Below are 12,194 nucleotides of genomic sequence, written 5' to 3' on the forward strand. Positions count from 1 at the left end.
AACACTATGAAAAGATACATACTTACATTGATGGCCTGGACTTGGGTATATACAGTTTTGGGCCAGACCATGACCAATTACCCACTGAAGGGACTTGTCTTGGATGAAACTAACCAAGAACCTCTTCCTGGTGCCCTCATTTCGGTTCAAAATGGGGCTTATAAGACCGTAACGGATCAAAAAGGTACCTTCGCATTATCATTGCCTGAGGGGATTTACCATTTTGAAATCTCTTATTTGGGATTTCAAACCAAAGAAATTGAGCTCAAGATACCTTCTTCTGGTAGGAAGACGATTTATATGGTATCAGAAAACCTATCCTTGCAGCAGGTAGAAGTAGTGTCTACTGGATACCAAAAAGTTCCACGGGAAAGGGCGACTGGTTCTTTTGCTTATCTAAACGAAGACCAACTGAATAGAAGGGTAAGTTTATCCGTTTTGGACAGACTGGAGGACATGACACCGGGACTGATTTTCAATAGAGATGGGGAGAGGGATCCTATTAGCATCAGGGGCCGAAGTACCATACATGCTGAAGTTCAGCCATTGATCATCGTGGATAATTTCCCCTATGATGGCCCTTTGGACAATATTAATCCTAATGATGTAGAGAGTATCACCGTGCTCAGGGATGCTGCGGCAGCTTCAGTTTGGGGAGCGCGGGCAGGAAATGGGGTGATTGTCATCACTACCAAAAAAGGCGCTCTCGGTCAAAGACCACAGGTCAGCTTTAATTCTAACCTTACTTTTACCGAAAAGCCCGATCCCTTTTATCTTCCCAAAATCAGTATCCCTGACTTCGTGGATTTAGAAAAACAGCTTTTTGAGCAAGGCTTGTTTGAGTCCGCCGAAAATTCGGTTTCCAAACAGCCCTTGTCTCCAGTGGTGGAAACACTGATTGCCCATCGGGATGGCAAGATATCCGAACAAGAAGCTGCAAGCCGCTTGGAATACTATAAACAGCAGGACAATAGGCATCAGTTAAGCGATTTGGTCTATCGCCCTGCACTGAACAGTCAAAGTGCCCTGTCCATTAGGGGAGGGGGAAACCTGCATCGGTACAGCTTTTCTTTGGGCTACGACCAAAACCGAAATAGTCTGCCAAACGGCAATCGCAAAAGACTAACCCTAAATGCTCAAAACCAGTGGAGCCTTTTGGACAATAAGCTAAACCTTAGTACAGGAATGTATTATGTAAATGGAAATACTGTCCAAGGTACTGCTCCCAATCTCCTCTATCCCTATGAATCTTTAGTAGATGAATTGGGAAATCCATTGGCCGTAACCCAAGGCTACAGTATCCGGTTCTTGGAGGATGCTGAAGGGCAGGGGCTTATGGATTGGAGTTATTATCCTTTAAGGGAACAAGAACAGATAAAACAAATAGCGAAACAGCAAGGTATCAGGCTTATAGGATCAGTGGATTATGGCTTAAGTCCGCATCTCAAAGCAGGTGTTTCTTATCAGTTCTGGAATAATGACCTGGAAAACCGAAACCTCCGGGAAGAGCAAAGTTATTTTGCCAGGGACATGGTGAACCGTTTTACCCAGGTGGAACCAGACGGGACTATTTTCAGACCGGTTCCTTTGGGAGCTGTGCTCGACCTTTCCAATGGCAAGGCCCAAAGCCACACCTTTAGGGCCCAGTTAAACTATAACCGACAGTTTGCGAAGGGAAACCGTTTGGATGCCTTGTTGGGGTATGAAATCAAGCGCATGGACAGAACAGGAGCGGGAATTCGCTATTATGGTTACGATGATGATTTGGGCTTATCCTCACCAATTGATGGCAGTCATGCTTACAGGCTTAACCATAGTCAAACTTTGGTATCCATTCCTTCAGGGATAAGCCATGAGGGAATAGCCGACCGCTTTGTTTCATACTTTACCAATTTGGCTTATACGCTGAGGAATAACTACATCTTTTCGGCAAGTGCTAGAAAAGACCGTTCCAACTTGTTTGGGGTGGACAGCAACCGCAAAGGAGTGCCCCTATGGTCGGTAGGGGGAAGTTGGCTGATCAGTGGGGAGCAGTTTTATAAGCTCAAATGGATGCCTTATTTGAGGCTACGGGCCACATACGGATACAATGGCAACATAGATAAATCCCTTTCTGCCTATACAACGGCATCCTACAGCATTTCTTCCAGTTCTCTTGTACCGAATTTACGTCAGGCCGTAGTCACCAATCCCCCAAACCCGGATCTACAATGGGAAAGGATCAAGATCATCAACCTGGGCCTTGATTTTGAAACCAAAAACGGGAGGTTTTCGGGCTATATCGAAGGATTTCATAAAAGAGGACTTGATTTGATAGGGGATATCCCTATGGTGCCCAGTAGCGGAGTAAACCAGTTTCGGGGCAACTTTGCCAGTACAAAAAGTAAAGGCCTGGACTTAATGCTGACCACTACAGTTCTGGACAAAGCAGTGCTTTGGAAAAACACGTTCCTTTTTAGCCACATTCAGGAAGAGGTCACTGATTATGGGGTCAATACCACCCAAGTGACCAATTATTTGACTGCCGGTCTAATTCATCCGGTTATTGGCAAGCCGCTTCATAGTGTATTTACCATACCTTGGGCAGGTTTGGACAGAGATACTGGAAATCCGCTCGGGATACTGGATGGTGAGCCAAGCATGGATTATGCCGCCATCTTTAATACCATGGCATTGGAAGACCTTGATTATAAAGGGACCGTAAGGCCTAGGTTTTACGGAGCTTTTAGAAATGACATACAATGGAAAGGATTTGCGCTATCCGTTAACATCAGTTACCGATTGGGATATTTCTACAGAAGGAATAGCCTTAGCTATTTGGATGTGTTGGAGGGACGTATGCCCCACAGTGATTACTACCTCAGATGGCAGCAGCCAGGGGATGAACAGAAGACAATGATTCCGTCCTTCCCCGATGCCTATAACAGCAATAGGGAGGCCATCTTTAGGTTTTCGGAAGCACTTATTGAGCGGGGAGATCATATAAGGCTTCAAGATATCCGTCTGAGCTATACATTGGATAAGATACGCATGACTAAGCTACCATTTAAGCGGGCAGAATTATACACCTATGCCAATAATTTAGGTATCCTTTGGAAAGCGGCTAAAAACGATCCCTTGGATCCGGATTTCAGAAGCAGCAGACCATTGAAAAGTATAGCCCTGGGATTGAAAATAGATTTCTAAATCATCAAAGACATAGCTCCGTCTGCCGTATTCATGTTTAATTTAAACCGGATTGATTATTAAAGGCGAATCTTGGTGGGCGGGGCTTACTTTAAGTAAAAAGTAGCAAGATGATAGTAGCAAGAACTATAGAGAAAAGAATAAAGATGAAAGACTTGATTTCGGAGGCGAGTACACGTGCTGTTCCAAGTCTTTAGCAAAGCGGTGACTTGGAACTTAACTAAAAGAGAGTCTGCCTGGAGGCAGACAGGTCTCCAGACTCCCACTAACGAAAACGCTTTTAAAAACAAATAAAACACTAATGAAACAGCTTCGTCCACCAAATCAATCAATGTTCAATTTTAAACAAATATTAATCGGGTTACACATAAGCAGGTGGGTGGAGCTTGTTTCTTACGTTCGTGTTGTTCCAAGGCTACAATTCGGTGTCATTCTGAACGCAGTGAAGAATCTAAAAAACAATGAATGGTATTAAAGAAATAGGATTGCCACAGTTCCAATATGTCAGGCTGAGCGGACCTGTCTAACCACCAGGTAGAGTCGAAGCCTCTTGTTGCACTTCGACACGCTGTTCCAAGTCTCTAGCAAAGCGGTGACTTGGAACTCAACTAAAAGGGAGCCTCCAGACTCCCACTAACATAAACGAATAAAAAAATAGTATAAAAAAATGAATTGCGACAGCCTCTGAGACATAAGGCCAAATACTCTCGCTCACGTGAACAAGTCTTGCTACTATGTACTAAATACTAGCTACTATCATCGAGTCCCTTACCGCCAACTTTCTTCATATGTTAAAACACAACATCATCAGCGGGAAATGTTTCCAGAAGGGAAACCGGGACTCTTTTAGTAGCAAGTAGAAAGATGAAAGTAGCTAGACTGAGAAAAGAACAAAGAGTAAAGAAGAAAGACCGAACTATTAAAACAATAATCCCAAAACAGGCCCTTGGAGCTGATGGTTTTGTGCTGATGACGGAGGGCGTTAAAAAAAGAAGTTAGCTAGCCCTCGGATAGATCCACTTCTTTTTAGCCCAGAGGCATCGGCACAAAATCTCTTTGGGTTAGACAAAATTATTATCGAATCGAAAAATGTCCCAAAGGGAAATCAGCTCCACCGGCCTAGCTTTTTCTTGCCTCCCGCAGGCGAGGTTGTTACTTTTTTCAGCAATAGCCTGTCCCGATTCCTATCGGGAGGAAAAAGTAAGAGGAACAAGCGTAAAGAAAACAGTCAGTGATTGTTTTTAGCGAGTAGCCAGCCAATAGGGCAGATGATTTCGGTTACGATATCAAGAAGTCCCCCTCAAGGGGGATTTAGGGGGTAATTAATTGACACGGAAACCATAACAGCAATGACGGATACGATACGACCTCGCTACTATAAATTAAGTCTCAAGACCCAAGACTCAATACTCCAGACTAACGACTAAATACTAAAAATATGAAAAACATATCAAAACTCATCCTCACCACCATGATCATCAGCATCATTCATTTATTAACCTCATGTAACGATTTTCTGGATGAAAAGCCCACTAAGGACTTGGTAGTTCCCCAGACCTTGGCTGATTTACAGGCATTATTGGACAATGCCACTTGGATGAATACCACTCCTGCAGCTGGGGTGCTTGGCAGCGATGAATTTTATGTTACTGATGCAGGATATAATCTGTTTCGAAGTCAAATCGCAAAAAATGCCTATACATGGGAAGGAAATATTTTCGAAGGAGCTTCGGACTTTGGTGAATGGTCCGTTCCTTTTAGGGCTATTTTTTATGCCAATATTGTATTGGAAGAAGTAGCTAAAAATACAGAACCCAATGAGGATTTACGTAACCAAATTAAAGGAGCGGCCCTGTTTTATAGGGCTTATGCCAATGCTTTCTTACTTGAGCTATTTGCTCCGCCATTTTTAAATGATCAGGATGCAGACAAGTTGGGTATTCCTCTCAAAAAGAACTCTAGGTTACAAGAGCCCTTAAAAAGGGCCTCCCTTAAGGATAGTTATAAATGGGTGTTTGCAGATCTGGAAATAGCTTATGGGCTTTTACCAGAGGAAGCCGAATACCCTACTAGGCCCACTAAAATAGCAGTGAATGCATTAAGAGCTAGGATATATTTAAATAGAGGAGATTACGGAAGGGCTTTAGAGTTTTCAAACAGGGTGTTGGAGCATAAAAGTGACCTGATGGATTATAATGAATTAAGTAACCAAAGCTATTTTTCATTTCCTAAGTTTAACCAAGAGGTTATTTTCCACTCCACCAACCTTTCCTACGTATATATAGCCATGCCTACTACAGTGGTTGATCCAGCACTCTATGCTTCCTATCAGGATGGAGACCTCAGAAAGGAACTGTTCTTCAGGATCAGGGCAGGGAATGTTAATTTTTTCGGTAATTACACTGGAACATTATATCAATTTTCAGGGCTTGCGGTTGATGAGGTTTATCTGATCAAAGCAGAGTGTGAGGCAAGGGCCGGAAATGATCTCCAAGCCTTGGACACCTTAAATACTTTATTATTGACCCGTTGGAAATCTGGAAACTTCAGTTTGTTTGATGATAGCTATGATGGAGATGTGTTAGCGTTGGTCTTGGAAGAGCGTAAAAAGGAATTGGTTTTCAGGCACCGAAGATGGTCAGATCTTAGGAGGCTCAATGAAGATCCAAAGTTTGCAAAAATACTGACCAGAGAAGTCAATGGAGAAACATTTTCGCTTTCTCCCGGAGATCCGAGGTATGTGCTCAGTATTCCGCAGATAGAAATTGATTTTCACCAATTTGATCAGAACCTGAGATAGAAAAGTATTCAAATAAAAAAGCTACCGCCAGTGGAGGTAGCTTTTAACCTTTTTTAAATTAGTTAGGCGTTTCGGGACATTTAGGGTTCAGGAGTAAGAGAAATATTTACAAATGTTCCCGGCTTATTAGGAATGGCATTTTCTGGATCATCATCCATTTGATCAAACAGACAATGTTCTGAACTTTGATTACACAGATATTCCACTCCCTCAGTTGCTCCCGTGGCATCATACCACTTGTCCTCTACGGAATCATAGCCAAACTCAGTCCCATCCACTTCAAGTGGAGAAGTAAACGCAAATGCGGCAATAATAGCCAACAAAAATGCACCTCCGCGTAGGAGGTTCTTCATTGAATTTTTCATAATTTTAGTATTATAATGAATAATAAATTCCGGTCGTTTTGGTTTCGTGGACCTTCCGAGAGGGACGGCCGGATTTCTTCCCCCTGCTGATGCCAGCCAAGCACCCCGTACCTTCACTGGCCATTCTAATGTTTTGGTGTAGAATCGTTAAATTGTCTAACTGGTTAATCGCTTAATCGGCTGTACTGTTATCCCGATCCCGTCTTGCTAGTCGGGATTTGCAATGCCTATACCCGATCAGCTTTCGGTTGTCCCGTCTGTTGTCCCGCCAGCTGAGCTGCGGGACCATATAAAAGTGAGTCTCCGACTCACCCAATTCATCTGTATTTGCAATGCCCCTTACCGATTCTTATTTTTTCTTAGCTCGTACCCCCGCAGACCAACTTCCTCTATTAGAACTCCGTACTTCCCACTTCGTACCTTGCTAGTCTGGATTTGCAATCCCGACTCATTTATTCATGTGGTCCAGAATTGCAATCTTGACCCTAAATACAAGGCATTTGCAATGCCCCTCACCGAATCCTATTTTTTCTTAGCTCGTATCCCCACAGACCAACTTCCTTTATTAGAACTTCCCACTGTGTACCTTGTACTTCCCACTTCCCACTCCGTACTTCCTACTTAGTTCCTCGTGCTTCAATCTTCAATCTTCCGTCTCCCGTCTCATATCTAAAGTCCCCTTACCATCCGGCTTGACCAGAATTCCGACCACCGCCAAGACCACAAATCCCAGGTTGAATAGAAAATGCGTTTCCCATCCAAGGCTACTGATCACACCGCCACAGCTGCAGGGAATCCTGCCAAACACATCCGTCAGCACCAATCCGATATAGACCGTAAAGCTGATAAGACAAATAAGGCATGCCCAAAGAGAAAGCGTTCTTGTTTTTGGGAAGAGAAGCATAATGGCCAATACCAATTCCATTATTGGAAGCCCATAAAGTAGGAGCGTAGCCATCCATTGAGGAAAAACTTGATTGTACATGGCATTTTGGGTTCCACCCCAGTCATACCATTTACTGAAGGAGGTGTAGGCAAATAGCACCATAAGCACCAAAGCAATTCCTTCCCATAATACTTCTCCCAACTTTTTCATCGCATTCCTTTCTTTCGCTAGTCTGGATTTGCAATCCAGACTCCGTTGTCCCGATCCCGCCTTGGCGGACGGGACGACTAAAATTGAGTCTCTGACTCACCCGCTGATCCAGATTTGCAATCTGGCCCCATAAATACAGGGCATTTGCAATGCCCCTTACCGAATCCTGTTTTTTCTTAGTTCCTATCCCCGCAGACCAACTTCCTCTATTAGAACTTCCCACTTCGTACCCTGTACCTCGTACTTCCTACTTCCCACTCCGTACTTCCCACTTCGCACCTCGTACTTCAAACCTCGTACTTCATTCTAAGGACATTTGCAATGCCCATGTCTAATCCACTTCAATAGCGACAAAAAAATAATCTTCCGCCCTCAAATGCCTCCCCACTTTTTCCACTGCACATTCCTACATTTTCCCTGACGGAAGGTTGTAATGATTTGATTTCAAAGTAGATGAACCTTTTTGTAAAGCCAAATTTTTGATATGAAAATAGTGTTATTTATATGATTTATATTCATTTGTTAAGATGGTTCCGACTTGCTAATTCACCCCACTTTTGAAGACCATGGTGTACAATGTTAAGCCGGTTAACACCTGCTAGATTCGATTAGCCTTATAAGATTTCTATTGCTTTTAAGCCTCTTTTTGATCATATTCGCTTTTAATATTGAAAAATACCACTTTTAGGTGCCTTCTTATCAGGATTGTTTGCTTTTACACGAATACCACATACATAAGGAGATATATAATGGAATTTTTAAAAAGGAACAAAGGAGTTGTACTTAATTCTTATATATGTTTAATAATATATTGGAATAATTAAAATATTATTGTTATGGATCATTCAGACTTTTATCTAAAAAAACTGTATAATTTTTTATTCAATGAAGGGGAGGAGTTTTACAATGAAACGAATGAATTCATGGAGTATATTAGCCTATCAAGTGGGAAATTTTTGGGGCCTTATGATATATTGGATTCCCCTTTATGTATAATTGTAAAGGGGGGCATTGCCAAGTTTGAACTTCGCGGTCCGGAATACCAGTGTACGGATCTTTGTCTTAAGAAGGAAGTAGCTTTTGACAATGCCATATTAAATGGGGGCGGGGACAGAAAAATCAAGCTGATTGCCTCGGAAGAAACAGAGGTAAAGATTATTCCCTTGACCAAACTCACTAAATTGATTGAGAAACATAAGGTAGAAAGTACTTATTTAGCCTTGTTGAGCCAGTTTTGGACAGCCAGGGAGGAAAAGAGAAATAATTTATTGTACATCAAGCCAGGTTCCAAAAGAAATCAGGTATTCAAAAGCTGTAACCCGGACTTGGTACAGCATTTCCCTAAAAAGACCATAGCCAAATACCTCAACCTTCACCCCAGTTCCTACAGCCGGATCGAAGGCGACTTTTAACCCCACCTCGGACTTCATCTATCACAATTCTCATTTAGTCCTTCACATCTCTCCCTTCGTACCTCGTACTTCCCACTTCCCTCTTCCCTCTTCCCACTTCCTACCTCGTACCTCATACTTCAAACATCTCCTTTATGGGACTTTGTTCGACCCCTTCAGGGTCGTGCGGATTTGCCTTGGCGATTTCGTCTACGTAGATTTTACCCCTTCGGGGTAATTTGCAGAACGATTTTACGTCATAGCGAGAGGTCAACATTTTCTCGAATATAAAGTAGCTGAATGACGTGAGCCAAAATTTCATTCATTCTGAACGTAGTGAACCTGTCTGCCGAAGGTAGAGAATCTCAATTAGGTATTGTGTTACTGGAAGAGATCCCAAGCTTCCTCAGGATGACATTTGTTTTCTTCTCAGAAATCAAGTCTTTAGTCTAACATCTAAAGTCTCAAATTTCCCGTCTCACCACACCGTACCTCGTACTACCAACCCCCAGTTGTCCCGTTAGCTGAGCTGCGGGACGATTAAAATTGAGTCTCCAGGCTCAAATCTCCCGACTTCCTGCTTCCTACCTCATTACCCTGCTGTTCCACCTAAGCAATGCCCTTAATCCTAAACAATAAACCAGTGAACCCTTTAAACATTCCCCAATTCCCCATTTTACATTCTCCATTCCCACTTCCCACTTCTGTCTTCCTACTTCGTACCTCATACTTCACCCTTCTTCCACCGTCACCTGACATAAAGCAGAGATCACTGCGCCGATCAAACTCATATAGCCGCCCCAGTCATGGATCACGTCGGGTAATCCCTCTGGAGCCCCCATCAGTACCGCACCTACTGTCGCCATAACAATGCCCGCATTCCGCAGGCTCCTGAAAAATGGTGGAGTAGGCTTTCCTGCCCGCTCCACGATTTCATGCCTCAATTGATTGATTTCCTTTAACATCCTGTTTTTAATCTTGATTGATGATTGCCAAACTGTTCTTTTATCCAATCCCTGAGTAAACCCTCCATCAGTTGGACGGAGGATTTAAGGGAACCAATATCCTTCTGCATGGTCCGAAAATCATCATGCAGGATTTTTAGAAAGTACAGGCTTCCACTGATCAGTACCAGTTGCAGCCAAAGTCCGGGATGATTGATCATCCATTCTTCCATTTGTTCCATAGGTGATAATATTGAGATCAATAGGGATCCCTTGGTTCATCTGTTCGAAAATAAACTGCTTGAAATTTTGATAAGCTATCCGCGATGCTTTCACCTGGATAGCCTCCTGATGAAATAGCACGGGATGTATACCTCCATATTGCTCGGTCATTCCCTTGGAGAAACTTCGGATAGGATGGGCATATTGGCCATCTCCCTCCAACTCAATATTCCAACCAAGCTGGGGAATGTACTTTCTGTGTAAGGGGTAGTGCCCCTCAGGGATAAATGACACTTGGCCATTTTTATCCATCTGAGGGAACTCTACCGTCTTAACTAACTGCTCGCCTTTCCAATAAATAGTGCCTTGGGCACAGTCATCGAAAAGACGCCTGAATAGATAGAGACGCATGGTTAGCTGATCTTCAGGCTTTCCAAACACCTTAGGGAATTGGTCTTTTGTCCCTTGAAGTCATAGTATTTGCCATTGACCTCCTGACTAAATTCCAATCCCAAAAACAATAGCTGAAAAGCAGGGCTGATGCTACTGCTTTGCGTGACCGAGAGATTAAGGTCCGCAAGCAAACCTGTATTCAAATCAAAGAAGTCACTTTTTACGATATCCAGATCAAAAGTATCTTCCTTGTCCACGTCTATGGTCAGTAAGCTAAGTGAAAATTGCCCTACATCTGAGCCATCCGGAATAATATCCTTGGGCAATTCAAAGCCGGCCTGCAAACTGAAATCTCCCGATCCAGTGCCCATAGTATACTCGATTTTTTCTCCCAGTATATATCCCATATGGGATTGCACATTAAATTCAAATCCATTTAGCGGATCTGGTTCCCCTTCCATGGGAGTACGCATTCCCCGGTCATTGACGGGATCGGACTTAGTAATCATATGCATGACTTTTGATAATCTACCCACCGTTCTTGGATCCGTATTGCTGGGACTAAGCACCGGTCTTAGCGACCTTCTGATTTTTCCACCCGCTCGGCAGCTCCTTCCAAACTCCGCATTATTTTGGCGGGTCCTTTCATAGCGCGGATCATTTTGGATACGCGCTGCATCCACGCCTCCTTTTTTCCTTACGCGGTACACACCATCCTTGGTCTTATAATAGTTAAGATCATCCATGGTGCCTTTTACCTTCAGCAATCCTTCTTGTTTTGGCATAACATTTAAGTTTTAAAATGAAACATACCCTAAGATCAAGAGTGAAATTCATAATGTAAAAAAACAGGGAACGGATAGGACTAAACAGGATAAGTAGATGCTCAAGGGAACAAAAGAAGGGAAAGGAAGAAAAGGGGATAAATAGTAGTAAATTGTTAGTAATAGGCCATATTACGTATATCAGTAACTTTTATTATTAGAACTAAATGCTTATTTTAAGGTCTCATTAGGTTGTATGGTTTATAATTTAACTTGAAATAGCTATAAAAAAATAAGGTCGATAAAGAGTCTGGAAAGTCTTTGCTGTTCCATGGACGTTTCCTAGACGTCTCCTAGATGTCTCCTCTACGCTTCCTCTTAGTGTCCTCTTTGGAGTCACGATATGACTATATATAAATTAAACATGTATTCATCCGTTGGAAGAAGCTGATAGCCTAAGGCAGATGCTTTGATTTTTCAGAGTTACTAGGAAGCATATTATATATTTGGAAATGAAATATAATCCAAAAATGAATAATTGGCCCTTGGGGCATTAGTTTTTGAGGCAGTTGCGGAGGGCGTTAAAAAAGTGAGTTAGCTTGCGAAGGAGACGAGCAAGATCCACTCACTTTTAGGCCGTAGAAGCTTTCTCAAAATCAAATTGAAAGAAATGAATTTTTTCGAAATCGAAATCATTCAATTTGAATAATGCTCCAAAGGCCTAGATTTTTGGTCCTTTTCATCAATGGAAATGCGTAGCATTCATGATGACCATCAAGAATAATAAAAAATACCTGAATAAAAGGACAGGAAAAAGGATAGGAAAATAGAGATAGGTATTAGAAGATGATTAACAAAATAATCTGTATATCCGCAAAGACACCAGTAGCTTTTTGTAAATAAGCTATTCTTTCAGTAAGAACACAAAAGTCCAAAGGAATGATATTTTATTCCGTGTAAATCTGTGGAATCCGTGAGAAATAAGTTTACTGGTGTAATAACGGATAATCATATAAATTAATTAAAATCAAAC

General features: G+C 42.3%; 10 protein-coding genes. 4 read left to right on the plus strand and 6 right to left on the minus strand.

Annotated elements, in window-relative coordinates:
* The first annotated feature begins 6 nt into the window (after nucleotides 1-6).
* The 3 genes from KMW37_RS21885 to KMW37_RS21890 all read left to right on the plus strand — a co-directional run bounded on the left by KMW37_RS21885 (nucleotide 7) and on the right by KMW37_RS21890 (nucleotide 5,986).
* Entirely contained in the window at nucleotides 7-3,186 is a 3,180-nt protein-coding gene (locus KMW37_RS21885) for a SusC/RagA family TonB-linked outer membrane protein (protein WP_215226776.1), read from the plus strand.
* Between the two features lie 864 nt (nucleotides 3,187-4,050).
* Nucleotides 4,051-4,185: a hypothetical protein gene (locus KMW37_RS22570; RefSeq protein ID WP_262898210.1), complete on the plus strand. Its 135-nt coding sequence runs from the start codon at nucleotides 4,051-4,053 to the stop codon at nucleotides 4,183-4,185.
* A 439-nt stretch (nucleotides 4,186-4,624) separates the two neighbouring features.
* On the plus strand, nucleotides 4,625-5,986 hold the full coding sequence (locus KMW37_RS21890) for a RagB/SusD family nutrient uptake outer membrane protein (protein WP_215226777.1): 1,362 nt from the start codon (nucleotides 4,625-4,627) through the stop codon (nucleotides 5,984-5,986).
* Between the two features lie 80 nt (nucleotides 5,987-6,066).
* On the opposite strand, the gene KMW37_RS21895 is transcribed toward KMW37_RS21890, so the two are convergent.
* Nucleotides 6,067-6,339 (minus strand): hypothetical protein, encoded by a 273-nt coding sequence (locus tag KMW37_RS21895; protein ID WP_215226778.1) that lies wholly within the window; start codon nucleotides 6,337-6,339, stop codon nucleotides 6,067-6,069.
* 655 nt (nucleotides 6,340-6,994) lie between these two features.
* Nucleotides 6,995-7,447 carry a MauE/DoxX family redox-associated membrane protein gene (locus KMW37_RS21900; RefSeq protein WP_215226779.1) on the minus strand — a complete coding sequence of 151 codons (453 nt, stop codon included), beginning with the start codon at nucleotides 7,445-7,447 and terminating at the stop codon, nucleotides 6,995-6,997.
* 836 nt (nucleotides 7,448-8,283) lie between these two features.
* Between KMW37_RS21900 and KMW37_RS21905 the strand changes: the two genes are divergently transcribed.
* Nucleotides 8,284-8,859 (plus strand): cyclic nucleotide-binding domain-containing protein, encoded by a 576-nt coding sequence (locus tag KMW37_RS21905; protein WP_215226780.1) that lies wholly within the window; start codon nucleotides 8,284-8,286, stop codon nucleotides 8,857-8,859.
* Nucleotides 8,860-9,422: 563 nt separating this feature from the next.
* Here KMW37_RS21905 and KMW37_RS21910 read toward each other — a convergent pair.
* The 4 genes from KMW37_RS21910 to KMW37_RS21925 all read right to left on the minus strand — a co-directional run bounded on the left by KMW37_RS21910 (nucleotide 9,423) and on the right by KMW37_RS21925 (nucleotide 11,182).
* The gene (locus KMW37_RS21910; protein WP_215226781.1) at nucleotides 9,423-9,566 is read right to left on the minus strand and encodes a hypothetical protein; all 144 of its coding nucleotides are present in this window, start codon (nucleotides 9,564-9,566) and stop codon (nucleotides 9,423-9,425) included.
* Nucleotides 9,567-9,569: 3 nt separating this feature from the next.
* A complete protein-coding gene (locus KMW37_RS21915) occupies nucleotides 9,570-9,851 on the minus strand; it encodes a hypothetical protein (protein WP_246581605.1) in 282 nt (93 codons plus the stop codon).
* Between the two features lie 75 nt (nucleotides 9,852-9,926).
* Nucleotides 9,927-10,415 (minus strand): DUF5675 family protein, encoded by a 489-nt coding sequence (locus tag KMW37_RS21920; protein ID WP_215226782.1) that lies wholly within the window; start codon nucleotides 10,413-10,415, stop codon nucleotides 9,927-9,929.
* Nucleotides 10,416-10,417: 2 nt separating this feature from the next.
* Nucleotides 10,418-11,182 carry a hypothetical protein gene (locus tag KMW37_RS21925; protein WP_215226783.1) on the minus strand — a complete coding sequence of 255 codons (765 nt, stop codon included), beginning with the start codon at nucleotides 11,180-11,182 and terminating at the stop codon, nucleotides 10,418-10,420.
* Nucleotides 11,183-12,194: the final 1,012 nt, after the last annotated feature.

This window comes from Echinicola shivajiensis (genome assembly GCF_018642165.1).
GTDB classification, from domain to species: Bacteria; Bacteroidota; Bacteroidia; order Cytophagales; family Cyclobacteriaceae; genus Echinicola; species Echinicola shivajiensis.

Bases quoted from the DNA above. Each gene is read 5' to 3' on its own strand.
- KMW37_RS21890 (WP_215226777.1), top strand. From the start codon at position 4,625: ATGAAAAACATATCAAAACTCATCCTCACCACCATGATCATCAGCATC.
- KMW37_RS21895 (WP_215226778.1), bottom strand. From the start codon at position 6,339: ATGAAGAACCTCCTACGCGGAGGTGCATTTTTGTTGGCTATTATTGCC.
- KMW37_RS21910 (WP_215226781.1), bottom strand. From the start codon at position 9,566: ATGAGGTACGAAGTAGGAAGACAGAAGTGGGAAGTGGGAATGGAGAAT.
- KMW37_RS21905 (WP_215226780.1), top strand. From the start codon at position 8,284: ATGGATCATTCAGACTTTTATCTAAAAAAACTGTATAATTTTTTATTC.
- KMW37_RS21925 (WP_215226783.1), bottom strand. From the start codon at position 11,182: ATGCCAAAACAAGAAGGATTGCTGAAGGTAAAAGGCACCATGGATGAT.
- KMW37_RS21900 (WP_215226779.1), bottom strand. From the start codon at position 7,447: ATGAAAAAGTTGGGAGAAGTATTATGGGAAGGAATTGCTTTGGTGCTT.
- KMW37_RS21885 (WP_215226776.1), top strand. From the start codon at position 7: ATGAAAAGATACATACTTACATTGATGGCCTGGACTTGGGTATATACA.
- KMW37_RS21920 (WP_215226782.1), bottom strand. From the start codon at position 10,415: ATGCGTCTCTATCTATTCAGGCGTCTTTTCGATGACTGTGCCCAAGGC.
- KMW37_RS22570 (WP_262898210.1), top strand. From the start codon at position 4,051: ATGAAAGTAGCTAGACTGAGAAAAGAACAAAGAGTAAAGAAGAAAGAC.